Source organism: Citrobacter sp. C6_1 (genome assembly GCF_014596835.2).
GTDB classification, from domain to species: Bacteria; Pseudomonadota; Gammaproteobacteria; order Enterobacterales; family Enterobacteriaceae; genus Citrobacter; species Citrobacter pasteurii.
Genome location: NZ_CP115031.1, coordinates 4386266 through 4411262, shown reverse-complemented (window position 1 = coordinate 4411262; position 24997 = coordinate 4386266). Strand labels below are relative to the sequence as shown.

Annotated in this window: 22 protein-coding genes, 3 rRNA genes and 1 riboswitch; of the genes, 12 read left to right on the top strand and 13 right to left on the bottom strand. The window is 54.1% G+C overall.

Features of this window, described 5'->3' with window-relative positions; all coding sequences use genetic code 11:
• Positions 1–21 precede the first annotated feature (21 nt).
• Together IB196_RS21105 and IB196_RS21100 are read right to left on the bottom strand one after the other, a co-directional pair.
• Positions 22–339: a PTS lactose/cellobiose transporter subunit IIA gene (locus tag IB196_RS21105; RefSeq protein ID WP_005132889.1), complete on the bottom strand. Its 318-nt coding sequence runs from the start codon at positions 337–339 to the stop codon at positions 22–24.
• Positions 340–343: 4 nt separating this feature from the next.
• Complete coding sequence (locus tag IB196_RS21100; protein ID WP_048214121.1) at positions 344–649, bottom strand: PTS sugar transporter subunit IIB; 306 nt, start codon at positions 647–649, stop codon at positions 344–346.
• 1093 nt (positions 650–1742) lie between these two features.
• Here IB196_RS21100 and IB196_RS21095 point away from each other — a divergent pair.
• Complete coding sequence (locus IB196_RS21095) at positions 1743–1955, top strand: cold-shock protein (protein WP_005132883.1); 213 nt, start codon at positions 1743–1745, stop codon at positions 1953–1955.
• Between the two features lie 118 nt (positions 1956–2073).
• On the opposite strand, the gene thiH is transcribed toward IB196_RS21095, so the two are convergent.
• The 7 genes from thiH to IB196_RS21060 form a co-directional block, all read right to left on the bottom strand.
• Positions 2074–3207: a 2-iminoacetate synthase ThiH gene (gene thiH / locus IB196_RS21090; protein ID WP_005132882.1), complete on the bottom strand. Its 1134-nt coding sequence runs from the start codon at positions 3205–3207 to the stop codon at positions 2074–2076.
• Complete coding sequence (gene thiG / locus IB196_RS21085) at positions 3204–3974, bottom strand: thiazole synthase (RefSeq protein WP_005132880.1); 771 nt, start codon at positions 3972–3974, stop codon at positions 3204–3206. Before thiG ends, thiH begins: the two co-directional genes overlap by 4 nt.
• 1 nt (position 3975) lies before the next feature.
• Complete coding sequence (gene thiS / locus IB196_RS21080; protein WP_005132879.1) at positions 3976–4176, bottom strand: sulfur carrier protein ThiS; 201 nt, start codon at positions 4174–4176, stop codon at positions 3976–3978.
• Positions 4157–4915: a HesA/MoeB/ThiF family protein gene (locus IB196_RS21075; protein ID WP_005132877.1), complete on the bottom strand. Its 759-nt coding sequence runs from the start codon at positions 4913–4915 to the stop codon at positions 4157–4159. Before IB196_RS21075 ends, thiS begins: the two co-directional genes overlap by 20 nt.
• The gene (gene thiE / locus IB196_RS21070) at positions 4908–5543 is read right to left on the bottom strand and encodes a thiamine phosphate synthase (protein ID WP_005132875.1); all 636 of its coding nucleotides are present in this window, start codon (positions 5541–5543) and stop codon (positions 4908–4910) included. The genes IB196_RS21075 and thiE overlap by 8 nt, the downstream gene beginning before the upstream one ends.
• Positions 5543–7441 carry a phosphomethylpyrimidine synthase ThiC gene (gene thiC, locus IB196_RS21065; RefSeq protein ID WP_040230803.1) on the bottom strand — a complete coding sequence of 633 codons (1899 nt, stop codon included), beginning with the start codon at positions 7439–7441 and terminating at the stop codon, positions 5543–5545. Before thiC ends, thiE begins: the two co-directional genes overlap by 1 nt.
• Positions 7442–7524: 83 nt before the next feature.
• Positions 7525–7647: riboswitch (TPP riboswitch) on the bottom strand.
• A 51-nt stretch (positions 7648–7698) separates the two neighbouring features.
• The gene (locus tag IB196_RS21060; RefSeq protein WP_005132871.1) at positions 7699–8187 is read right to left on the bottom strand and encodes an Rsd/AlgQ family anti-sigma factor; all 489 of its coding nucleotides are present in this window, start codon (positions 8185–8187) and stop codon (positions 7699–7701) included.
• Between the two features lie 96 nt (positions 8188–8283).
• On the opposite strand from IB196_RS21060, the gene nudC reads away from it, so the two are divergent.
• The 6 genes from nudC to IB196_RS21030 all read left to right on the top strand — a co-directional run bounded on the left by nudC (position 8284) and on the right by IB196_RS21030 (position 12639).
• The gene (gene nudC, locus IB196_RS21055) at positions 8284–9057 is read left to right on the top strand and encodes an NAD(+) diphosphatase (protein WP_005132869.1); all 774 of its coding nucleotides are present in this window, start codon (positions 8284–8286) and stop codon (positions 9055–9057) included.
• A 50-nt stretch (positions 9058–9107) separates the two neighbouring features.
• Positions 9108–10172, top strand: coding sequence for a uroporphyrinogen decarboxylase (gene hemE / locus IB196_RS21050; RefSeq protein WP_005132867.1), 1065 nt, complete (start codon positions 9108–9110; stop codon positions 10170–10172).
• Entirely contained in the window at positions 10172–10852 is a 681-nt protein-coding gene (nfi, locus tag IB196_RS21045; protein ID WP_005132865.1) for a deoxyribonuclease V, read from the top strand. Before hemE ends, nfi begins: the two co-directional genes overlap by 1 nt.
• 33 nt (positions 10853–10885) lie before the next feature.
• On the top strand, positions 10886–11476 hold the full coding sequence (locus IB196_RS21040; protein WP_003842015.1) for a YjaG family protein: 591 nt from the start codon (positions 10886–10888) through the stop codon (positions 11474–11476).
• 186 nt (positions 11477–11662) lie between these two features.
• Positions 11663–11935 (top strand): nucleoid-associated protein HU-alpha, encoded by a 273-nt coding sequence (gene hupA, locus IB196_RS21035; protein WP_001044509.1) that lies wholly within the window; start codon positions 11663–11665, stop codon positions 11933–11935.
• Positions 11936–11946: 11 nt separating this feature from the next.
• The gene (locus IB196_RS21030) at positions 11947–12639 is read left to right on the top strand and encodes a DUF1481 domain-containing protein (protein ID WP_005132858.1); all 693 of its coding nucleotides are present in this window, start codon (positions 11947–11949) and stop codon (positions 12637–12639) included.
• Positions 12640–12662: 23 nt separating this feature from the next.
• Here the strand turns inward: IB196_RS21030 and zraP are convergent, their stop codons facing one another.
• Positions 12663–13088, bottom strand: a complete 426-nt coding sequence (zraP, locus tag IB196_RS21025) for a zinc resistance sensor/chaperone ZraP (protein WP_149691959.1) — start codon at positions 13086–13088, stop codon at positions 12663–12665.
• Between the two features lie 263 nt (positions 13089–13351).
• Here zraP and zraS point away from each other — a divergent pair, with 263 nt between their 5' ends.
• Both zraS and zraR read left to right on the top strand, forming a co-directional pair.
• The gene (gene zraS, locus IB196_RS21020) at positions 13352–14737 is read left to right on the top strand and encodes a two-component system sensor histidine kinase ZraS (RefSeq protein WP_040230809.1); all 1386 of its coding nucleotides are present in this window, start codon (positions 13352–13354) and stop codon (positions 14735–14737) included.
• A 5-nt stretch (positions 14738–14742) separates the two neighbouring features.
• The gene (gene zraR, locus IB196_RS21015) at positions 14743–16068 is read left to right on the top strand and encodes a sigma-54-dependent response regulator transcription factor ZraR (protein ID WP_005132845.1); all 1326 of its coding nucleotides are present in this window, start codon (positions 14743–14745) and stop codon (positions 16066–16068) included.
• Here the strand turns inward: zraR and purD are convergent.
• Both purD and purH read right to left on the bottom strand, forming a co-directional pair.
• Entirely contained in the window at positions 16065–17354 is a 1290-nt protein-coding gene (gene purD / locus IB196_RS21010) for a phosphoribosylamine--glycine ligase (protein WP_040230811.1), read from the bottom strand. The two genes, zraR and purD, sit on opposite strands and share 4 nt — an antisense overlap.
• Positions 17355–17369: 15 nt before the next feature.
• Positions 17370–18959 carry a bifunctional phosphoribosylaminoimidazolecarboxamide formyltransferase/IMP cyclohydrolase gene (purH, locus tag IB196_RS21005; RefSeq protein ID WP_188232270.1) on the bottom strand — a complete coding sequence of 530 codons (1590 nt, stop codon included), beginning with the start codon at positions 18957–18959 and terminating at the stop codon, positions 17370–17372.
• A gap of 620 nt (positions 18960–19579) precedes the next feature.
• Here purH and IB196_RS21000 point away from each other — a divergent pair.
• The 3 genes from IB196_RS21000 to rrf all read left to right on the top strand — a co-directional run bounded on the left by IB196_RS21000 (position 19580) and on the right by rrf (position 24473).
• A 16S ribosomal RNA gene (locus IB196_RS21000) occupies positions 19580–21121 on the top strand.
• Positions 21122–21356: 235 nt separating this feature from the next.
• Positions 21357–24263 (top strand): 23S ribosomal RNA (locus tag IB196_RS20995).
• Positions 24264–24357: 94 nt separating this feature from the next.
• Positions 24358–24473 (top strand): 5S ribosomal RNA (gene rrf, locus IB196_RS20990).
• Together the 16S, 23S and 5S rRNA genes form the textbook arrangement of a ribosomal RNA operon.
• A gap of 82 nt (positions 24474–24555) precedes the next feature.
• Here rrf and IB196_RS20985 read toward each other — a convergent pair.
• Complete coding sequence (locus tag IB196_RS20985) at positions 24556–24993, bottom strand: acetyltransferase (protein ID WP_005132840.1); 438 nt, start codon at positions 24991–24993, stop codon at positions 24556–24558.
• Positions 24994–24997: the final 4 nt, after the last annotated feature.

Here is a 24997-nt window from a genome sequence, read left to right as displayed (position 1 = left end):
CGGCGGGTTTTTTTATGTCTGTTAACTGGCAGGCGGTAACCGCCGATAAAGCTCAATCATATCGCCCGCCAGATCCTGAATCACCATCGCGTTCATCAAATGGTCCTGCGAATGGACGGTGATGAGATTGACCGGTAGCTTGCCGGTACCTTCGTCGATACCGATCAGTTGGGTCTGGATCTTATGCGCTTGTTTAACGTACTCGCGTGATTCCGTCATCGCTTGTTCTGCACCGGTGAAATCACCTTTACGCGCCAGTTGTAGCGCCGTCAGAGCCTGGCTGCGGGCAGCACCCGCATTCACGAGTAATTCCATGATGATTGTTTCTAACTCTTCCATGCCGTTACTCCAGCAGTTTCAGTGCTTTATCCAGTACGGCATCACCTTTCATCATGCCGTAATCCATCATATCGATCACCGCGACCTTTTTACCTAACGGGTCAGCAAGCGCCTGCAGCTTGGCCTGCTCATACTTAACCTGTGGACCGAGCAACACGATATCCGCAGTGGCGATATTCTCTGCAAACTCAGCTACCGGGACCGCTTTGATAGTGACGTCGACCCCTTTTTTCTGGGCGGCATCTTTCATCCTTTGCACCAGCATGCTGGTGGACATTCCGGCGGCACAGCATAAAACGATGTTTTTCATAAGCAGTCTCGATCAACGGGTATTTATTGATAATTATCTCGTGCGGGCAACAGCAACAACCGCTTTGCGACGATTGTGTGTCTGGCATCACAAAGAAATGCCATTTTTTCTGAAACCGGTTACAAAAGGTGCTCAGACCGGTCTGGTCTGACCCAAAAAGCAGTTTTTCCCATAGTGTTCAGGCGTAGATATTAATAATTACTGTCAATAAAGACATGTTATTAAAAACAGTATTGACACTGTTTTTTAAACCCGTATGTTAATACTTAACAGCGGAGAAATAGTCATTTGCTGTTAAATTAGTAAGCGTTAGTAGAGTTTGATAGGGGGTTGCGATAAGGGCCACGAAATATTCTGTTGTATGGGATAGTCGATGCTGAAGCTATTATCTTTGCACATCGACAATGTTTTCAGGCTCTGTAGTTGATTTATCTAATCGCAAAGTAGTGAAAAAAGTGCGACGATGTAAGGCCATGATTTAATAGTTAATGTTGGCAGGTTGCTTTCATGAGAGCTTGCAAGGGAAGTAAGGCCACGCATCAAAGAGTATATGTCGCAAGGGGAAGTGTACTTGTTTAGGTCGCCATTCTTGAGTTTTATTATCAAGCTGGCTGGGTTTATTTAACGATAAATAGAGGAAAGTGTTAGTCAGTATCAGCATCCAATATTATCTGTGATAAACGTGTACATTTAAAATGTAGTATCAACAGCAGTACAAAATTGTTAAGTCTAGTAATGTTAAATCTGAAGTTTGTAGTAACTTAAAGCCCTGGCTGCAACGGTCAGGGCTTTTATTATTTATATATCAATAAGCTACCTTTTCGCGCAACCGCCCCGGCTCAACATTTCACCTGTTGATGGATATTAAATAAATTAATGCTTGCATAATGATTAGAAGCAAGTCTACTATAATGGCATCGGTTTGGAACACAGACCTTATGTAAGCAGTTTTAGTAAAGCAGTTCTCAGTTCAAGCGTTATCCTCAGATACTCTTCTTCATGAGCCTCCTCCCTAAGTGCCCCATAAGTTAATTTCTGCAAAACAGGCCATCTTCGCTGCATAAGCGGCTCAAAAACATGAAAGGAAGTATCTATGTCTAACAAAATGACTGGTTTAGTAAAATGGTTTAACTCTGATAAAGGCTTCGGCTTTATCACTCCTCAGGACGGTAGCAAGGATGTGTTTGTGCATTTCTCCGCTATCCAGAGTAACGATTTTAAAACGTTAGACGAAGGTCAAAAAGTGGAGTTCTCTGTTGAGAACGGCGCTAAAGGCCCGTCTGCTGTTAATGTTATCGCGCTGTAATTGCCGATAATCTCACGAACGCTTACGATAGCGATGAAGGCCAGAGCCTGAGCAGTTAAGTGCCAGTGAAGAAAAACCCGCGAAAGCGGGTTTTTTTGTTTATGCAATAGCGTTGGACTTAGGGCATCTGTGCCGCGCGTCCCAGATAGCTGTCCCAGTCTTTCCACACGGGCTGCAATCCCTGCGCCATCAGTGCTTCAGCCACGGTTTCCGGGCGACGATCGTCGTGCGGAGAGAACTGTTCCAGTTCAGGATGGTTATCGGCATAACCGCCGGGCTGGGTTTTTGAGAAGGCGCTGACGTTGTTAATCGCCAGTGGGATCACATGGTCACGAAACCATGGCGATTCGCGAGTGGAGAGCGACAGCTCAATGTCCGGCGACAGCAAGCGAAATGCACAAATGGTTTGCACCAGCTGGCGTTCATCCATGATTGACGAGGGCTCAACGCCTCCGGTGCATGGGCGCAGACGCGGGAAGGAGATGGAGTAACGGCTCTGCCAGTAATGCTGCTGCATCCACAACAGATGTTCAGCCACCATATAGCAATCAACCCGCCAACTGTCGGACAAACCAATCAACGCGCCAAGACCGATTTTGTCGATCCCTGCGCGGCCCAGCCTGTCCGGCGTGTCCAGCCGCCAGAAGAAATCCTGCTTTTTCCCCTTCAGATGGTGGCGGGCGTAAATCGCTTCATGATAGCTCTCCTGATACACCATCACGCCATCCAGCCCCAGCGTTTTCAGCTCGGCGTATTCCTCGGTCGCCAGCGGCTGAACTTCCATTTGTAGCGAAGCGAACTGGCGGCGAATAGCCGGCAGATGGCGGCGAAAATAGTCCATCCCGACTTTTGCCTGATGTTCACCGGTGACCAGCAGCAGATGCTCAAAACCCAGCTCACGGATAGCGGTACACTCCCGTTGTATTTCATCTTCGTCCAGCGTTTTGCGTTTGATACGGTTGCTCATCGAGAAGCCGCAATAGGTGCAGTCGTTGGCGCAGAGATTCGAGAGATACAGCGGAACGTAAAAGCTGACGGTGTTGCCAAAACGCTGACGGGTAAGCTTCTGCGCCCGCTGTGCCAGCGGCTCCAGATAGGCGGCGGCAGCAGGGGAGAGCAAGGCCATCAAGTCATCTCGGCTCAGTTGTGAAGCGTTGAGGGCATGTTCCACATCAGCGGCGGTTTTCCCGTTGATGCGCAGGCGGATGTCGTCCCAGTCAAGCTGTCGCCATCGGTCGGTGAAAGTTTTCATGCGAAAGCCTCCAGGAATCCGGTTAACGGGCTGGTGGCCTGCGCGAGCGAACTTTTGCTGCCGGGCACGGCCTGGCGCGCCAGCAAACCTGCTTCAACCGCCAGGCGGAAGGCGGTTGCCATCATCACCGGATCGTCAGCCACGGCAATGGCTGTGTTGACCAGCACCGCATCGGCGCCCATTTCCAGCGCCTGCGTCGCGTGACTGGGCACACCGATACCTGCATCGATCACCACCGGCACGGTCGCTTGCTGGATAATAATCTCCAGCATCGCTTTGGTTTCCAGCCCCTGATTAGAACCGATGGGTGCGCCGAGAGGCATCACCGCTGCGCAGCCTACTTCTTCCAGTCGCTTGCACAGTACCGGATCCGCGCCGCAGTAAGGCAGCACCACAAAGCCCTGTTTCACCAGCGCTTCGGCGGCTTTTAGCGTTTCAATCGGATCTGGCAATAGCCAGCGGGCATCCGGGTGGATTTCTAATTTCAGCCAGTGGGTACCCAGCGCTTCACGCGCCAGTTGGGCGGCGAAAATAGCCTCTTCAGCGGTTTTCGCTCCGGAGGTGTTAGGCAGCAGCGTCACGCCCGCGTTGATAAGCGGGGTCAGAATGGCATCGTTATGCTGGCGCAAATCGACCCGCTTCATCGCCAGCGTCACCAGCTGACTGCCGGAGGCGCGAATCGCTTCGACCATCAGCTGCGACGAAGCAAATTTTCCGGTACCGGTGAACAGATGTGAATCAAACGTTTTGTCGGCAATACGTAACATATCAACCCCCTGCAATAACCTGAAAAAGCAGGATCTGGTCGCCTTCCTGCACGATTTGCTGCTGCCACTGCTCGCGCGGCAGGATCTGCTGATTGAGCGCCAGCGCCGCGCCCGGTTTAAGCTGATTAAGCTCGGTGAGCAGCCCGCTGACGGTTTGCCCCTCGGCGCACTGCATCGGCGCATCATTGAACTGAATCTGCATGTTGCCCTCCGCATACCGGGCAGCCATTGGCCCGACGCAGCGCCAGGCTGCGCCACTGACTGGTTTTACCGTCAAACAGGCGTAACTCGCCGCTGGGCGTCGCAATGCCGCTAAGCAGTTTGATGGCTTCCAGCGCCTGCAAGGTGCCCATTACGCCGACAACCGGGCCGACGATGCCGGCGGTACGGCAGTTGCGTTCGGGTTCGACATCATCCGGCCACAGGCAGCGGTAACAACCTTGCTCCCACGGGGGCGTGAGTACCATCAACTGGCCGCCGAAACCCACGGCGCTGGCGGTAACCAAAGGCGTATTCAGCGCCACACAGGCGGCGTTAATTTCCTGACGCGTGGCCATGTTGTCGGTACAGTCAAGCACCACATCGGCACGCGCGACCGCGTGCCGGAGCGCATCGCCTGTCAGCCGCTGCTCAAGGACGACCAGCTCGCTGTCCGGGTTAAGACGTGCCAGATGGCGTTCCGCCGCCTGCGCTTTCGGGCGGGCAATGTCGTCGGTGGTGAACAATATTTGCCGCTGCAGATTGCTCAGATGAACGTCGTCATCGTCCGCCAGCGTCAGCGTGCCGACGCCCGCTCCCGCCAGATACAGCGCGGCAGGCGAGCCTAATCCGCCCAGGCCGACAATCAGCACATGGCCGTCGAGCAGCTTTTGCTGGCCCTCAATAGCGATATCGCCAAGCAGGATCTGCCGGCTGTAACGCATAAAGTCGCGGTCATTCATCACCGACTCCTGCTATATCGAGCAACTGCGCCGTGGCCGCCTGCCAGTCGGCTGCCTGGGTGATAGCGCTGACCACGGCAATGCTGCCGACGCCGGTTGCCAGCACCGCGGGCGCACGTTCCAGACTGATGCCGCCGATGGCGACGGTCGGGTAATTGGCCAGTCGTTCAATATGACTTGCCAGCTGTGTCAGCCCCTGCGGGGCGGAAGGCATCTGCTTGGTTTGCGTGGGGAAAACGTGGCCGAGTGCGATGTAAGAAGGCTTAGCCGCCAACGCGACGTCGATCTCCATATCATCGTGGGTGGAAACCCCCAGGCGTAAGCTCGCCGCCTGAATCGCTTTCAGGTCGGTGGTTTCAAGGTCTTCCTGGCCCAGATGCACGCCGTAGGCGTTATGTTTGATTGCCAGCCGCCAGTAGTCGTTGATAAACAGGCGGGCGTCATAGCGACGCCCCAGCGCGATGGCGGCGATAACGTCGGCTTCCACCTCTTCATCGCGTTTATCTTTGATACGCAACTGGATCGTGCGCACGCCCGCTGCCAGCAGGCGTTCAATCCATTGCACGTTGTCCACTACCGGGTAAAGCCCGAGGCGGAACGGCACGGTCGGGAAATCAGGCTGGTACATTATGCCTCCTCTTTTTTGAGGTAGATTTCACCGCCTTTGGCGCGGAAGTTCTCCGACATATCTGCCATCCCCACTTCAATCGTCTGTGCAGCGGCGTAGTCGCGAACCTCCTGGCTGATTTTCATTGAGCAGAACTTCGGCCCGCACATCGAGCAGAAGTGGGCAACTTTGCCGGACTCCTGCGGCAGGGTTTCATCGTGATAGGCACGGGCGGTGAACGGGTCGAGCGCCAGATTAAACTGGTCTTCCCAGCGGAATTCGAAGCGCGCTTTCGACATCGCGTTGTCGCGGATCTGCGCGCCCGGATGGCCTTTGGCTAAATCTGCGGCGTGAGCGGCAATCTTGTAGGTAATCAGCCCCTGCTTCACATCTTCTTTGTTCGGCAGGCCAAGGTGCTCTTTCGGCGTGACGTAGCACAGCATCGCGCAGCCAAACCAGCCGATCATTGCCGCGCCAATGCCGGAGGTGAAGTGGTCATAGCCCGGCGCGATATCTGTCGTCAACGGCCCTAAGGTGTAGAACGGCGCCTCGTGGCAGTGCTCCAGCTCTTCGGTCATGTTGCGCTGGATCATATGCATCGGCACATGTCCCGGGCCTTCAATCATCACCTGCACGTCGTATTCCCAGGCGATTTTGGTCAGCTCGCCCAGCGTATGCAGTTCGGAGAACTGCGCTTCGTCGTTGGCATCCTGAATCGAACCAGGGCGCAGACCATCGCCAAGAGAGAGTGAAACGTCGTAGGCGGCGCAGATTTCGCAAATCTCACGGAAATGTTCAAACAGGAAGTTCTCTTTGTGATGCGAGAGGCACCATTTCGCCATGATCGAACCGCCGCGCGAGACAATACCGGTCAGGCGTTTAGCGGTCATTGGCACGTAGCGCAGCAGCACGCCGGCATGGATGGTGAAGTAGTCGACGCCCTGTTCGGCCTGTTCCAGCAACGTATCGCGGAACGCTTCCCAGGTGAGATCTTCGGCGATCCCATTGACCTTCTCCAGCGCCTGGTAGATCGGTACGGTACCGATCGGCACCGGGCTGTTACGCAGGATCCACTCGCGGGTTTCGTGGATATAGCGGCCGGTGGAGAGATCCATCACCGTGTCTGCGCCCCAGCGCGTTGACCATACCAGTTTTTCGACCTCTTCTTCGATAGAGGAGGTGACCGCCGAGTTACCGATGTTGGCATTCACCTTCACCAGGAAGTTGCGGCCGATGATCATCGGCTCGGATTCCGGGTGGTTGATGTTAGCAGGAATAATCGCCCGGCCCGCGGCCACTTCATCACGCACGAATTCCGGCGTAATGTTTTCCGGCAGGCGCGCGCCAAAGTTCATCCCCGGATGCTGGTGGCGCAGCACTTCACTACGAATACGCTCGCGGCCCATGTTTTCTCGGATGGCGATAAACTCCATCTCCGGGGTTACGATCCCCTGGCGGGCGTAGTGCAGTTGGGTCACGCGCTTACCAGATTTGGCGCGCTTAGGCGTCAGCAGGCCGCTAAAACGCAGCTCGTCCAGGCCATCGTCGGCCAGGCGCTCTTTGGTATAAGCGGAGCTGCGGTCGTCTAATTCTTCGCTGTCGTTACGCGCAGCAATCCACGGCTGGCGCAGTTTCGCCAGACCCTGCTGGACGTTAATCGCTACGTCAGGATCGCCATACGGCCCGGAGGTGTCGTATACCGGAACGGCTTCGTTCTCTTCGAACTGCGGGTTGTCTTTGCTACCGCCAATCAGCGTTGGGCTGAGCTGAATTTCGCGCATCGGAATGCGGATATCCGGCTGCGAACCGGTAATATAAATGCGTTTTGAGTTAGGGAAGGCGGTCCCTTCCAGGGTATCGATAAAGTGTTGGGCTTGAGCGCGCTGTTCGCGGCGTGATGGTTTAGTAGTGGCAGACATAGCTCATTCCAAATAAAAGTCAGGATATGGCTTGTCAGACGACGGATGAAGCAAGAGATAAGCTCGCCCGGGGGCGATGCTATTGCAGATTGACTCTTGTTCCCTTCGCAGGTTTTAACCTGATCAGGTTCCGCGGATCCCGAATTAACGGTCTCAGCCTTTTCCACTCATGCTGTTGTGGAAAATAAGCACTCCGACAAGAAGTAACCTCTGTCTTAGAGGTAATGAATGTAAACTACGCGTTAATGCGACAAATCTCAAGCAGGACGTTTGAGAGTGCCACTCTCGTGCATCGCATCAAATACCAGCATGATCAGCTTATCTTCGAGCACGAATCGGGCCTCCAGCGCCTCGCCGATATCTGATAAAGCCTGTTGAAATTCAAGGAAGTTATCATGATCAATGGCGGTCTCCAGACTGGTGTCATAGTAGTCCATGATCAGTTGTGTGTTGGCTTCCAGTAGCGGCCAAATTTTTGTGGCTTTTAAAAGCTGCCCGTTCCCTTCCAATTTATGGAGAATACGTTCATAAATACTGAAGTGTCCGGTGGAGAGGTAATCGACCAGGCTCTGACAAAAATCATCCAGCGCTTTTTCATTGAGCCGCATGTACGATTCTTTGCCAGGCTTAATGCCAACCAGATTGTAGTAAGCCACGAGCAGGTGCTTACGTACATGTAGCCAGCGATCAACCAGTTTATTACTTCCTCCGACGTGCTCCGTCAGGCTTTCCAGCTGGTTTAGCATGATTGACTCCGCAAGATGGTGTTTAGGAACTGCTCACCCATAAATGTAAAAATAATGTAAACAACATGCCTGTGAAGCAAAGGTTGCGCAAGAGATATGGATCGTATAATTGAAAAATTAGATAGCGGCTGGTGGATTGTCAGCCATGAGCAAAAGTTATGGTTGCCTCATGGCGAACTGCCTCACGGCGACGCAGCACGTTTTGATTTGATCGGGCAGCGCGCACTTCCTATCGGCGAATGGGAAGGGGAGACGGTCTGGCTGGTGCAGCAGCAACGTCGACACGATATGGGGTCAGTGCGCCAGGTCATTGACCAGGATGTTGGCCTGTTTCAACTGGCCGGACGCGGCGTACAGCTGGCCGAGTTTTACCGCTCGCATAAATTCTGCGGCTACTGCGGGCACACGATGTACCCAAGTAAAACGGAATGGGCGATGCTGTGCAGCCACTGCCGGGAACGCTACTACCCGCAAATTGCCCCCTGCATTATCGTTGCTATTCGTCGTGATGATTCCATTCTGCTGGCCCAGCACGTTCGCCATCGCAATGGCGTGCATACCGTGCTGGCGGGTTTTGTCGAAGTGGGCGAGACACTCGAGCAGGCGGTGGCACGTGAAGTCATGGAAGAGAGCGGCATTAAGGTGAAAAACCTGCGCTATGTCACTTCTCAGCCGTGGCCGTTCCCACAGTCTTTGATGACCGCATTTATGGCAGAGTATGATAGCGGGGAGATTGTTATCGACCCGAAAGAACTGCTGGAAGCGAACTGGTATCGCTACGACGATTTACCGCTGCTTCCCCCGCCAGGCACCGTCGCGCGTCGATTAATTGAAGACACTGTGGCAATGTGTCGGGCTGAGTACGAGTAAAGAACGAGTGATGATACACTGATGGACTGACGCAATAAGGAACTGCAAAAATGACCGAACTGAAGAACGATCGTTATCTGCGTGCGCTGCTGCGCCAGCCCGTTGATGTCACTCCGGTATGGATGATGCGCCAGGCGGGCCGCTATCTACCGGAATATAAAGCCACGCGCGCCGAGGCGGGCGATTTTATGGCATTGTGCAAAAATGCCGAGCTGGCCTGCGAAGTCACGCTGCAGCCGCTGCGTCGTTATAAGCTTGATGCCGCGATCCTCTTCTCGGATATCCTGACGATTCCCGATGCGATGGGACTCGGGCTGTATTTTGAAGCCGGAGAAGGCCCACGCTTTACCTCGCCGATTGTCAGCAAGGCTGACGTCGACAAACTGCCGATCCCGGACCCGGAAGATGGGCTGGGTTACGTGATGAATGCGGTGCGCACGATTCGCCGTGAACTGAAAGGTGAGGTGCCGCTGATCGGTTTCTCCGGTAGCCCGTGGACGCTGGCGACCTATATGGTCGAAGGTGGTAGCAGCAAGGCCTTCACCGTGATTAAAAAGATGATGTACGCCGATCCACAAGCGCTGCATCTGCTGTTGGATAAGCTGGCGAAGAGCGTCACGCTGTACCTGAACGCGCAGATCAAAGCGGGCGCGCAGTCAGTGATGATTTTCGACACCTGGGGCGGCGTGTTGACCGGTCGTGACTATCAGCAGTTCTCCCTGTACTACATGCACAAAATCGTCGATGGCCTGCTGCGCGAGAACGACGGTCGTCGTGTACCGGTGACGCTGTTCACCAAAGGCGGCGGCCAGTGGCTGGAAGCGATGGCAGAAACCGGCTGTGATGCGTTAGGCCTCGACTGGACCACTGACATTGCCGACGCGCGTCGTCGTGTGGGTCATAAAGTGGCGCTGCAGGGCAATATGGATCCGTCCATGCTGTATGCGCCGCCAGCCCGTATCGAAGAAGAGGTTGCGACGATTCTGGCCGGATTTGGTCAGGGTGAAGGTCATGTCTTTAACCTGGGCCATGGCATTCATCAGGACGTACCGCCAGAACATGCGGGCGTCTTTGTCGAGGCGGTACATCGCCTGTCGTCGCAGTACCACCGCTAATGGATCTCGCGTCGCTGCGCGCGCAGCAGCTTGAACTGGCCTCTTCAGTGATCCGCGAGGATCGCCTGCAGAACGATCCGCCGGATCTGATCGGCGGAGCGGACGTGGGGTTTGAGCAGGGCGGCGAAGTGACGCGGGCCGCGATGGTTCTGCTGAAATACCCTACGCTGGAACTGGTTGAATACAAGGTGGCGCGAATCGCCACCACCATGCCTTACATTCCAGGCTTTCTCTCCTTTCGTGAAACACCCGCGTTGATGGCCGCCTGGCAGCAGCTCTCGCACAAGCCTGATCTGCTGTTCGTTGACGGTCACGGTATCTCTCACCCGCGCCGCCTGGGCGTAGCCAGCCATTTTGGTCTGCTGGTGGATGTCCCGACGATTGGCGTGGCGAAAAAACGGTTGTGCGGCAAGTTTGATCCGCTCGCTGCCGAACCCGGAGCGTTAGCGCCGTTGCTGGATAAAGGCGAACAGCTGGCGTGGGTCTGGCGCAGCAAAGCACGCTGTAACCCGTTGTTTATCTCTACGGGTCATCGCGTGAGCCTGGACCGCTCATTGGCATGGGTACAACGCTGTATGAACGGCTATCGTCTGCCGGAACCAACGCGCTGGGCAGATGCGGTGGCATCTGAACGCCCGGCTTTTACGCGGCTTGCAGCCAAAACGCCCCATATCGGGTAAACTGCGGCTAATTTCCGTATTTGAGAGCTCATCATGTTACAAAACCCGATTCACTTGCGTCTGGAGAAGCTGGAAAGCTGGCAGCACGTTACGTTTATGGCCTGCCTGTGCGAACGCATGTATCCCAACTACGCGATGTTCTGCAAGCAAACTGAATTTGGCGATGGGCAGATTTATCGTCGAATCCTGGATTTGATTTGGGAAGCGCTGACGGTTAAAGATGCCAAAATCAATTTCGACAGCCAACTGGAAAAGTTTGAAGAGGCTATCCCGTCGGCAGATGATTACGATTTGTACGGTGTTTATCCTGCGATTGATGCCTGCGTGGCATTAAGCGAACTGATGCATTCACGTCTGAGTGGCGAAACGCTGGAACACGCGATTGAAGTCAGTAAGGCTTCAATTACCACAGTAGCGATGCTGGAAATGACCCAGGCCGGTCGCGAAATGACCGATGAAGAGCTAAAAGAAAACCCTGCTGTTGAGCAAGAATGGGATATTCAGTGGGAAATATTCCGACTTTTGGCTGACTGTGAAGAACGCGATATTGAGCTGATAAAAGGGCTGCGAGCAGACCTGCGCGAGGCTGGCGAGAGCAATATTGGTATAAATTTTCAGCAATGACACAACAAAACGTGATTTAACGCCTGATTTGTCGTGCCTGAAGGCTTCCCATCCGCCCCCCGTCTGGTCTACATTTGGGGGGCGAAAAAAAGTGGCTATCGGTGCGTGTATGCAGGAGAGTGCTTTTCTGGCATTTCCGTCGCACTCGATGCTTAGCAAGCGATAAACACATTGTAAGGATAACTTATGAACAAGACTCAACTGATTGATGTAATTGCAGACAAAGCAGAACTGTCTAAAACACAGGCTAAAGCTGCTCTGGAATCCACTCTGGCTGCTATTACTGAGTCTCTGAAAGAAGGCGATGCTGTACAACTGGTTGGTTTCGGTACCTTCAAAGTGAACCACCGTGCTGAGCGCACTGGCCGTAACCCGCAGACCGGTAAAGAAATCAAAATCGCCGCAGCTAACGTACCGGCATTTGTTTCTGGTAAAGCACTGAAAGACGCGGTTAAGTAATTCGCGTGGCAGTGAACAGTTTTAACGAAGGGGCGGTTTCGCCCCTTTTGTCCATCTGGCGTCATACGCTCTGGCTTTCAGGTGTGCTGTTGCTGTCGGCCTGTAGTCGTCATTCCGAACTTCCTCCGTTCACGGCCAGCGGTTATGTTGGCGAGCAGGGGGCGGTACGCGTCTGGCGTAAAGATTCCAGCGACGATGTTCACTTGCTCTCGGTATTTAGTCCGTGGCGTAAAGGCGATACCACCACCAGTGAATACCGCTGGCAGGGTGATACGCTCACTTTGATAGAACTCAACACTTACAGTAAACCGCCGGAACATGTCCGTATACGCTTCGATGACCGGGGCGAACTGAGTTTCATGCAGCGTGAAGTCGACGGTCTTAAGCAGCAGCTTTCCAGCGATCAAATCGCGCTTTACCGCTATCGCGCCGATCAAATCCGCCAGACCAGCGATGCGTTGCGTCAGGGACGGGTGATATTGCGTCAGGGACGCTGGCATGCGAATCACACGGTCACGACCTGTGAGGGTGAAACGCTGAAGCCCGATCTGGAATCGTGGGCGATAAACCATATTGAGCGCCGCCAGAGCCATTCATCCGTAGAGGTGAGCGTGGCATGGCTGGAAGCGCCCGAAGGGTCGCAGCTACTGCTGGTCGCTAATGAAGATTTTTGTCACTGGCAGCCTACAGCCAAAACCTTCTGATAATCTGCCATCAGGCAATACTGTTACCAGTGACCCATTCCCATATGGCCACCACCGCCGCATCCGCCGTAACCCATTCCGGCTCCGCGAGGTACGCCCGCCTGCGCCATTGCGACATCGCGCTTAACGCGCTGCTCATCCAGCGACTGATTCAACGACTCCATCTCTTTTGCTACCGCATTAATCTTTGCAGTATCTGGCGAACTGGCTGTTAGCAACGCATTGTATTCGTAGCGTTTAGATGTCAGTTGTTGCCGTAAGGCGCTGGTCTGCGCGTAGTAATCATCATAGATTTTCTGCGCGACCGCCTGTTGTTCGCTGGTCATAGGCGCACCGCCCCGCTGCTGCATACCATCACCATACCCCCAGTGATGTTGTGCCAGCGCCGGGGTGGAACCCAGAGCAATCAGCGAGAGTACAATCAGCGCCAGTTTATTATTCCGTTTCATCATTCGTTCTCCTGTTGGTTATCTTACATTCCTTGTTGCATCTTCCGTGCCAGACCGGAGATCTCCGTTCTACGGGCATCACGCGTGGTTTGCCTGGTGCAAAGCGAGTAAAAATGACTCGCCCGGGCGTAACCAGCGGGTCATTTTTACCCGGTACTTTCAGCGGTTTGTGTCTGAGGGCAGGGTTATCCGGGGTAAAAAATGGCATGATTTCTGCTGTATACCTGAAACGACGAAAGGAAACGGTGGGAAAGGGAGAGCATATGCGTCTGTATAAAGACACGGCGGCAAAGTGGTTGAGCCGACTCTTGCTGGCGGCAATCCTGATTTTAGTTGGCTGGTTTTCGATTATGACTATCCGGGACTATGGGCGGGAAAGCGGTGCTGCACGGCAAACGCTACTGGAAAAAGGCAGCGTGCTGATCCGTGCTCTGGAGTCTGGTACGCGCGTAGGTATGGGGATGCGCATGCATCATGCTCAACAGCAGACGCTGCTGGAACAAATGGCCGTACAACCCGGCGTGCTATGGTTTGCCGTTGTTGATGAGCATGGCGTCATTATCACTCACAGCAATTCCGCGATGGTCGGGAAAACGCTCTATTCACCGGATGTCCTGCGGCAGCTTAATCCCGGAGAACAAGAAAGCTGGCGAAATATTGATATTCCAGTGGGGAACGGTGAAAACACGCCGGCTCTGGAAATTTATCGCCAGTTTCAGCCGACGTATGGTCCAGGACGTCATGGCATGGCGCGTTGCGCCAGCGATGACGGACGGCTTAACATCCCTGCACAAACCATATTTATCGCCTTTGATGCCAGCGTACTGGCAGCGACTCAGGCCAGAGAGTGGCGTAACACCCTGATTGTCCTGTCCGCGCTGGCAGCCGTGTTGCTGGCCACCGTGCTGACCTTTTTCTGGTATCAGCGCTATCAGCGTTCGTACAAAGAACTGCAGGATGCGATGAAGCGTAAAGAAAAACTGATGGCGCTTGGGCATCTGGCGGCAGGGGTTGCACATGAAATTCGTAACCCGCTGTCTTCTATCAAAGGTCTGGCAAAGTATTTTGCCGAACGTACTCCGGCAGGAGGCGAGTCGCACGAGCTGGCGCAGGTCATGGCGAAAGAGGCGGACCGCTTAAATCGGGTGGTGAGTGAACTCCTTGAACTGGTGAAACCCGCGCACCTTGCGCTCCAGAAAGTGGATCTCAATGAGGTCATCACTCACTCATTGCATCTGGTAAGCCAGGATGCTCAAAGTCGGGAGATTCAGTTACGGTTTACGATAAATTCTGCACTACCAACCATTCAGGCCGATCCTGACCGGCTAACGCAGGTCCTGTTGAATCTGTATCTGAATGCCATTCATGCGATTGGCCGCCAGGGCACGATTACGGTTGAAGCGAGTGAATGCAGCGCCGAACGCGTTAAAATTGTGGTGGCCGATAGCGGAAAGGGAATTGCAGCGGAACAGCTGGAGGCCATTTTTACGCCTTACTTTACGACCAAAGCTGACGGAACCGGCCTCGGGCTGGCGGTTGTGCAGAACATAGTCGAACAGCACGGTGGTACCATTCAGGTGGCAAGCGTTGAGGGCAAAGGCGCGGTCTTTACTCTCTGGCTGCCGACCAAAGCGAAACAACAGGACTAACAAGGATGACGCGCGGAAAAATCACTATTCTGGTGGTGGATGACGATATTAGCCACTGCACCATTTTACAGGCGCTGCTGCGCGGCTGGGGTTATGAGGTCGCGCTGGCCTATAGCGGGCGCGCGGCTCTGGAACAGGTGCGCGAACGTGTATTTGATTTAGTGCTGTGCGATGTGCGCATGGCAGAGATGGACGGTATCGCTACGCTGAAAGAGATTAAAGCGCTGAATCCGGCGATTCCGGTATTGATCATGACGGCGTTCTCCAGCGTGGAGACCGCCATTGAGGCGCTGAAAACAGGGGCGCTGGACTACTTAATCAAACCGCTGGACTTTGACCGGCTGCAGGAGACGCTGGAGAAGGCGCTCGCGCACAGGCGGGAAACGGGTGCTGAATTGCCGTCAGCGTCGGCGGCGCAGTTTGGCATGATTGGTCGCAGTCCGGCGATGCAGCAGTTGCTCAGTGAAATTGCGATGGTTGCGCCCTCGGACGCCACGGTGCTCATCCACGGAGACTCCGGGACGGGCAAAGAGCTGGTGGCCCGTGCGCTACATGCCAGCAGCGCACGCAGCGATAAGCCGCTGGTAACACTGAACTGCGCGGCACTCAATGAATCTTTGCTGGAATCCGAGCTGTTCGGTCACGAGAAAGGGGCGTTTACCGGGGCGGATAAACGCCGGGAAGGTCGCTTTGTGGAAGCTGATGGCGGCACGCTGTTTCTTGATGAAATTGGCGATATTTCACCGTTGATGCAGGTGCGTCTGCTGCGAGCTATCCAGGAGCGAGAAGTACAGCGGGTTGGCAGCAACCAGACTATTGCGGTTGATGTCCGGCTGATCGCCGCCACGCACCGGGATCTGGCGGAGGAAGTCAGTGCCGGGCGCTTTCGCCAGGATCTCTACTATCGCCTGAACGTCGTCACCATTGAAATGCCAGCATTGCGCCAGCGTCGGGAAGATATTCCGCTGCTGGCCGAACATTTTCTCCAGCGTTTTGCCGCGCGTAACCGAAAAGCGGTGAAAGGCTTTACTCCGCAGGCGATGGATCTCCTGATCCATTACGACTGGCCGGGCAATATTCGTGAGCTGGAAAATGCGATTGAGCGCTCGGTGGTGCTGCTAACGGGGGAATATATTGCTGAACGTGAACTGCCAATGGCGATTGCTGCGACGCCGATAAAAACGGAATACAGTGGCGAGATCCAACCGCTGGTGGATGTCGAAAAAGAGGTGATTCTGGCGGCGCTGGAAAAAACGGGCGGCAATAAAACCGAAGCCGCCCGTCAGTTAGGTATTACGCGCAAAACGCTGCTGGCTAAGCTCAGCCGTTAGTTTTGCTCACGTTCGATGGCGCGCCAGCCGATGTCGTTACGGCTGAAGCTGCCGTCCCAATGGATGTCGGTCATCAGGGCGTAGGCGCGTTTCTGCGCGTCTGCCACGGTGTGACCCAGTGCGGTAGCGCACAGAACGCGGCCGCCGTTGGTCAGCACGCGATCGTCAGCAGACAGTTTGGTGCCCGCGTGGAACACCTTACCGTCAGCGACGTCTTCCAGCGGCAGACCGTGGATCTCATCGCCAGTATTGTAATTGCCCGGATAACCGCCGGCGGCAATGACCACACCCAGCGAGGCGCGTTCGTCCCACTCGGAGGTTTTCTCATCCAGCTTGCCGTCGCAGGCGGCGAGGCAAAGATCCACCAGATCCGATTTCATGCGCAGCATTATCGGCTGGGTTTCCGGATCGCCGAAGCGGCAGTTGAACTCGATAACCTTCGGGTTGCCCTGCTTGTCGATCATCAGACCCGCGTAGAGGAAACCGGTGTAGGTGTTACCTTCCGCCGCCATGCCTTTTACGGTTGGCCAGATGATGCGTTCCATGGTGCGCTGGTGTACTTCGTCAGTCACTACCGGAGCAGGGGAGTAGGCCCCCATCCCGCCGGTGTTCGGCCCAGTATCACCATTGCCGACGCGTTTGTGGTCCTGACTGGTGGCCATCGGCAGCACGTGCTCGCCGTCGACCATCACGATGAAGCTGGCTTCTTCACCGTCGAGGAACTCTTCGATAACGATACGATGGCCCGCGTCGCCAAACGCGTTACCGGCCAGCATGTCATGCACGGCGGCTTCGGCTTCTTCAAGCGTCATCGCCACGATAACGCCTTTACCGGCAGCCAGACCGTCGGCTTTAATAACGATCGGCGCGCCTTTCTCGCGTAAGTAAGCCAGTGCAGGCTCAACTTCGGTGAAGTTCTGATATTCCGCCGTCGGAATCTGGTGACGGGCGAGAAAATCTTTGGTGAAGGCTTTGGAGCCTTCCAACTGCGCGGCGCCTTCGGTTGGCCCGAAGATCTTCAGGCCAGCGGCGCGGAACGCATCGACCACGCCAATCACCAGCGGCGCTTCCGGGCCAACGATGGTCAGATCGATCTTCTCGTTCTGGGCAAAGCTCAGCAGCGCAGGAATGTCGGTCACGCTGATGGCCACGTTTTGTAACGCAGGCTCCAGTGCGGTTCCGGCATTACCCGGTGCGACAAAGACGGTGGAAACCAGCGGAGACTGCGCCGCTTTCCAGGCCAGGGCGTGCTCGCGCCCGCCGTTGCCAATCACTAATACTTTCATCGTCTGCTCCGTGAATTAATGGCGGAAGTGGCGCATGTCGGTGAATACCATCGCGATACCGTGTTCATCGGCAGCGGCAATCACTTCGTCATCGCGGATAGAACCACCAGGCTGGATAACGCAGGTCACGCCCGCGGCAGCAGCGGCATCAATCCCATCGCGGAACGGGAAGAAAGCGTCGGACGCCATAGAGGATCCTTTCACTTCCAGGCCTTCGTCGGCGGCCTTAATCCCGGCAATTTTGGCGGAGTACACGCGGCTCATCTGGCCTGCGCCTATGCCGATAGTCATGTTCTCTTTGGCGTAAACAATGGCGTTGGATTTCACGAATTTAGCCACTTTCCAACAGAACAGCGCATCACGCAGCTCTTGCCCGGTCGGTTGGCGTTTGGTTACCACGCGCAGTTCAGCTTCGCTCACCATACCGAGGTCACGGTCCTGAACCAGCAGGCCGCCGTTCACGCGCTTGAAGTCCAGGCCCGGAACGCGCTGCGCCCATTGGCCGCAGACCAGCACGCGAACGTTCTGCTTGGCTGCGGTAATTTTCAGTGCTTCTGCTGTGGCGGATGGCGCGATGATCACTTCCACGAACTGGCGGGAGATAATCGCCTGCGCGGTTTCAGCATCCAGCTCGCGGTTGAAAGCGATGATGCCGCCGAATGCGGAGGTCGGGTCGGTTTTGTAGGCGCGATCGTAAGCGTCAAGAATAGAGGTACTTACCGCCACGCCGCATGGGTTCGCGTGCTTAACGATCACGCAGGCCGGTTCGTTGAACTCTTTCACACACTCCAGTGCGGCATCGGTATCAGCGATGTTGTTATAGGAGAGCGCTTTGCCCTGTACCTGCGTTGCGGTGGCAACGGAAGCCTCTTTAACATTCTCTTCTATATAGAAGGCAGCCTGCTGGTGGCTGTTCTCGCCGTAGCGCATATCTTGCTTCTTAATGAAGTTCAGGTTCAGGGTGCGCGGGAAGCGGCCAGCGGCTTCTTTGCTTTCACCATGATAGGCCGGAACCATGCTGCCGAAGTAGTTGGCAATCATGCTGTCGTAAGCGGCGGTGTGTTCGAAGGCTTTGATGGCGAGATCGAAACGGGTGGCGAGGGTCAGAGAACCATCGTTGGCATCCATCTCTTTAATAATGGCGTCGTAGTCGCTGCTCTTCACAACGATAGCCACATCTTTATGGTTCTTGGCAGCGGAGCGCACCATGGTCGGGCCGCCGATATCAATGTTCTCCACCGCATCTTCCAGCGAGCAGCCTTCGCGGGCGACGGTCTGGGCGAATGGATACAGGTTAACAACCACCATATCGATAGGCGCGATACCATGTTGTTCCATTATTCCGTCATCCTGACCGCGACGGCCCAAAATGCCGCCGTGGACTTTTGGATGCAGGGTCTTCACGCGTCCATCCATCATTTCCGGGAAACCGGTGTAATCGGAAACTTCGGTCACTGGCAGACCTTTCTCTGCTAACAGGCGGGCAGTGCCACCTGTTGAAAGCAGCTCCACACCACGTGCGGAAAGTGCCTGAGCGAATTCGATGATACCGGCCTTGTCAGAAACACTGAGCAGAGCGCGGCGGACTGGACGACGTTGTTGCATGGTAAATCCCCTGGATTTGACTATTACAGAGAGCGTTAGGTGAATTCTTGCGTAAAAACTTAACTAACGCCCCTTACGGGGCATCCTTGTTGTGCGGTGGCATTGTAACGAAAACGTTTGCGCAACGCTCGCGAATTTTTCTCTTTCCCTCAATTCCATTATTTCATCTCTATATGATGAGGGATAAAACCAGGTGGCTCGCGAAAGAGATCCTTATTTTTGTGGATAACTCTGTGCGTAAATGGGTATAAGGCGGTGTTTTGCTGTGGAATGCAGCAGTCAGTCATTTTTCTGTCATTTAAGGGTTGCGGGCTGAGGGAAACTCCCTATAATGCGCCTCCATCGACACGGCGGATGTGAATCACTTCACACAAACAGCCGGTCCGGTTGAAGAGAAAAACCTGAAAATGAGGGTTGACTCTGAAAGAGGAAAGCGTAATATACGCCACCTCGCGACAGAGCGCTAAAGCGCGTCGCAACTGCTCTTTAACAATTTATCAGACAATCTGTGTGGGCACTCGAAGATACGGATTCTTAACGTCGCAAGACGAAAAATGAATACCAAGTCTCTGAGTGAACACGTAATTCATTACGAAGTTTAATTCACGAGCATCAAACTTAAATTGAAGAGTTTGATCATGGCTCAGATTGAACGCTGGCGGCAGGCCTAACACATGCAAGTCGAACGGTAGCACAGAGGAGCTTGCTCCTTGGGTGACGAGTGGCGGACGGGTGAGTAATGTCTGGGAAACTGCCCGATGGAGGGGGATAACTACTGGAAACGGTAGCTAATACCGCATAACGTCGCAAGACCAAAGAGGGGGACCTTCGGGCCTCTTGCCATCGGATGTGCCCAGATGGGATTAGCTAGTAGGTGGGGTAACGGCTCACCTAGGCGACGATCCCTAGCTGGTCTGAGAGGATGACCAGCCACACTGGAACTGAGACACGGTCCAGACTCCTACGGGAGGCAGCAGTGGGGAATATTGCACAATGGGCGCAAGCCTGATGCAGCCATGCCGCGTGTATGAAGAAGGCCTTCGGGTTGTAAAGTACTTTCAGCGAGGAGGAAGGCGTTGTGGTTAATAACCGCAACGATTGACGTTACTCGCAGAAGAAGCACCGGCTAACTCCGTGCCAGCAGCCGCGGTAATACGGAGGGTGCAAGCGTTAATCGGAATTACTGGGCGTAAAGCGCACGCAGGCGGTCTGTCAAGTCGGATGTGAAATCCCCGGGCTCAACCTGGGAACTGCATCCGAAACTGGCAGGCTAGAGTCTTGTAGAGGGGGGTAGAATTCCAGGTGTAGCGGTGAAATGCGTAGAGATCTGGAGGAATACCGGTGGCGAAGGCGGCCCCCTGGACAAAGACTGACGCTCAGGTGCGAAAGCGTGGGGAGCAAACAGGATTAGATACCCTGGTAGTCCACGCCGTAAACGATGTCGACTTGGAGGTTGTGCCCTTGAGGCGTGGCTTCCGGAGCTAACGCGTTAAGTCGACCGCCTGGGGAGTACGGCCGCAAGGTTAAAACTCAAATGAATTGACGGGGGCCCGCACAAGCGGTGGAGCATGTGGTTTAATTCGATGCAACGCGAAGAACCTTACCTACTCTTGACATCCACGGAATTTAGCAGAGATGCTTTAGTGCCTTCGGGAACCGTGAGACAGGTGCTGCATGGCTGTCGTCAGCTCGTGTTGTGAAATGTTGGGTTAAGTCCCGCAACGAGCGCAACCCTTATCCTTTGTTGCCAGCGGTTCGGCCGGGAACTCAAAGGAGACTGCCAGTGATAAACTGGAGGAAGGTGGGGATGACGTCAAGTCATCATGGCCCTTACGAGTAGGGCTACACACGTGCTACAATGGCATATACAAAGAGAAGCGACCTCGCGAGAGCAAGCGGACCTCATAAAGTATGTCGTAGTCCGGATTGGAGTCTGCAACTCGACTCCATGAAGTCGGAATCGCTAGTAATCGTGGATCAGAATGCCACGGTGAATACGTTCCCGGGCCTTGTACACACCGCCCGTCACACCATGGGAGTGGGTTGCAAAAGAAGTAGGTAGCTTAACCTTCGGGAGGGCGCTTACCACTTTGTGATTCATGACTGGGGTGAAGTCGTAACAAGGTAACCGTAGGGGAACCTGCGGTTGGATCACCTCCTTACCTTAAAGAAGCGTTCTTTGTAGTGCTCACACAGATTGTCTGATGAATGATGAACTTCTGAATGTACTTTCGAGTGCATTAAGAAGTTTTGCTCTTTAAAAATCTGGATCAAGCTGAAAATTGAAACGACACACTGTTTCATTTCTCCGTAATAAGAAATGAAAAGCGGTGTGTTCGAGTCTCTCAAATTTTTGCAAGTCGATGATGAATCGAAAGAAACATCTTCGGGTTGTGAGGTTAAGCGACTAAGCGTACACGGTGGATGCCCTGGCAGTCAGAGGCGATGAAGGACGTGCTAATCTGCGATAAGCGTCGGTAAGGTGATATGAACCGTTATAACCGGCGATTTCCGAATGGGGAAACCCAGTGTGATTCGTCACACTATCATTACGTGAATACATAGCGTAATGAAGCGAACCGGGGGAACTGAAACATCTAAGTACCCCGAGGAAAAGAAATCAACCGAGATTCCCCCAGTAGCGGCGAGCGAACGGGGAGCAGCCCAGAGTCTGAATCAGCTTGTGTGTTAGTGGAACGGTCTGGAAAGTCCGACGGTACAGGGTGATAGTCCCGTACACCAAAATGCACAGGTTGTGAACTCGAAGAGTAGGGCGGGACACGTGGTATCCTGTCTGAATATGGGGGGACCATCCTCCAAGGCTAAATACTCCTGACTGACCGATAGTGAACCAGTACCGTGAGGGAAAGGCGAAAAGAACCCCGGCGAGGGGAGTGAAAAAGAACCTGAAACCGTGTACGTACAAGCAGTGGGAGCCTCTTAATGGGGTGACTGCGTACCTTTTGTATAATGGGTCAGCGACTTATATTCTGTAGCAAGGTTAACCGCATAGGGGAGCCGAAGGGAAACCGAGTCTTAACTGGGCGTTAAGTTGCAGGGTATAGACCCGAAACCCGGTGATCTAGCCATGGGCAGGTTGAAGGTTGGGTAACACTAACTGGAGGACCGAACCGACTAATGTTGAAAAATTAGCGGATGACTTGTGGCTGGGGGTGAAAGGCCAATCAAACCGGGAGATAGCTGGTTCTCCCCGAAAGCTATTTAGGTAGCGCCTCGTGAATTCATCTTCGGGGGTAGAGCACTGTTTCGGCTAGGGGGTCATCCCGACTTACCAACCCGATGCAAACTGCGAATACCGAAGAATGTTATCACGGGAGACACACGGCGGGTGCTAACGTCCGTCGTGAAGAGGGAAACAACCCAGACCGCCAGCTAAGGTCCCAAAGTCACAGTTAAGTGGGAAACGATGTGGGAAGGCACAGACAGCCAGGATGTTGGCTTAGAAGCAGCCATCATTTAAAGAAAGCGTAATAGCTCACTGGTCGAGTCGGCCTGCGCGGAAGATGTAACGGGGCTAAACTGTGCACCGAAGCTGCGGCAGCGACACTATGTGTTGTTGGGTAGGGGAGCGTTCTGTAAGCCGTTGAAGGTGTGTCGTGAGGCATGCTGGAGGTATCAGAAGTGCGAATGCTGACATAAGTAACGATAATGCGGGTGAAAAACCCGCACGCCGGAAGACCAAGGGTTCCTGTCCAACGTTAATCGGGGCAGGGTGAGTCGACCCCTAAGGCGAGGCCGAAAGGCGTAGTCGATGGGAAACAGGTTAATATTCCTGTACTTGGTGTTACTGCGAAGGGGGGACGGAGAAGGCTATGTTAGCCGGGCGACGGTTGTCCCGGTTTAAGCATGTAGGCGGAGGTTCCAGGTAAATCCGGTACCTTTTTAACGCTGAGGTGTGATGACGAGGCACTACGGTGCTGAAGTAACAAATGCCCTGCTTCCAGGAAAAGCCTCTAAGCATCAGGTAACACGAAATCGTACCCCAAACCGACACAGGTGGTCAGGTAGAGAATACCAAGGCGCTTGAGAGAACTCGGGTGAAGGAACTAGGCAAAATGGTGCCGTAACTTCGGGAGAAGGCACGCTGATATGTAGGTGAAGTGATTTACTCATGGAGCTGAAATCAGTCGAAGATACCAGCTGGCTGCAACTGTTTATTAAAAACACAGCACTGTGCAAACACGAAAGTGGACGTATACGGTGTGACGCCTGCCCGGTGCCGGAAGGTTAATTGATGGGGTTATCCGTAAGGAGAAGCTCTTGATCGAAGCCCCGGTAAACGGCGGCCGTAACTATAACGGTCCTAAGGTAGCGAAATTCCTTGTCGGGTAAGTTCCGACCTGCACGAATGGCGTAATGATGGCCAGGCTGTCTCCACCCGAGACTCAGTGAAATTGAACTCGCTGTGAAGATGCAGTGTACCCGCGGCAAGACGGAAAGACCCCGTGAACCTTTACTATAGCTTGACACTGAACACTGGTCCTTGATGTGTAGGATAGGTGGGAGGCTTTGAAGTGTGGACGCCAGTCTGCATGGAGCCAACCTTGAAATACCACCCTTTAATGGCTGGTGTTCTAACGTGGGCCCGTAATCCGGGTTGCGGACAGTGTCTGGTGGGTAGTTTGACTGGGGCGGTCTCCTCCTAAAGAGTAACGGAGGAGCACGAAGGTTAGCTAATCCTGGTCGGACATCAGGAGGTTAGTGCAAAGGCATAAGCTAGCTTGACTGCGAGAGTGACGGCTCGAGCAGGTGCGAAAGCAGGTCTTAGTGATCCGGTGGTTCTGAATGGAAGGGCCATCGCTCAACGGATAAAAGGTACTCCGGGGATAACAGGCTGATACCGCCCAAGAGTTCATATCGACGGCGGTGTTTGGCACCTCGATGTCGGCTCATCACATCCTGGGGCTGAAGTAGGTCCCAAGGGTATGGCTGTTCGCCATTTAAAGTGGTACGCGAGCTGGGTTTAGAACGTCGTGAGACAGTTCGGTCCCTATCTGCCGTGGGCGCTGGAGAATTGAGGGGGGCTGCTCCTAGTACGAGAGGACCGGAGTGGACGCATCACTGGTGTTCGGGTTGTCATGCCAATGGCATTGCCCGGTAGCTAAATGCGGAAGAGATAAGTGCTGAAAGCATCTAAGCACGAAACTTGCCCCGAGATGAGTTCTCCCTGAGACTGTAAGTCTCCTGAAGGAACGTTGAAGACGACGACGTTGATAGGTCGGGTGTGTAAGTGTAGCGATACATTGAGCTAACCGATACTAATGAACCGTGAGGCTTAACCTTACAACGCCGAAGATGTTTTGGCGGAATTGAGACGATTTTCAGCCTGATTACAGATGACATCGACATGCCAGGGCGTGTTGATAAACAGAATTTGCCTGGCGGCTGTAGCGCGGTGGTCCCACCTGACCCCATGCCGAACTCAGAAGTGAAACGCCGTAGCGCCGATGGTAGTGTGGGGTCTCCCCATGCGAGAGTAGGGAACTGCCAGGCATTAATTAAAGTGAAGAAGCCCATCCTGACGGATGGGCTTTTTTGCGTCTGTGCGGCGTGCAGCAGTTATCCGGAAGTACGGCTACCCGTGTACGAGGCTGAGTAACGGATACGGTCGTCCGAGATCGTCTACTTCCGTGCGTCCCGTCACTTTAAAGCCCATTTTCTTATAAAACCCCACCGCTTGATCATTTTGTTCGTTAACGTCAGTTGTCAGTGTCGATGTTAACGATAAAGCATGTTCAATCAGCAGTTTACCGACACCGCTACCGCGCATATCCGGATCAACAAACAGAGCATCTATATGCTTATCGGTCAGGAGCATAAAGGCGACTGGCTCATCCTTTTCCGTTACTGCAACCCATAGTGGAGCTTCTGGTAAAAATGAACGTACCAGCTCTTCCAGCTCAATTCGGTAATCCGGTGAGAGGAAATGGTGCGTCGCATCGACTGAACGACACCAGATAGAAACTAACTTCTCGCCTTCGTCCCGGCGTGAACGACGAATGGTCAGGGCCATAGCA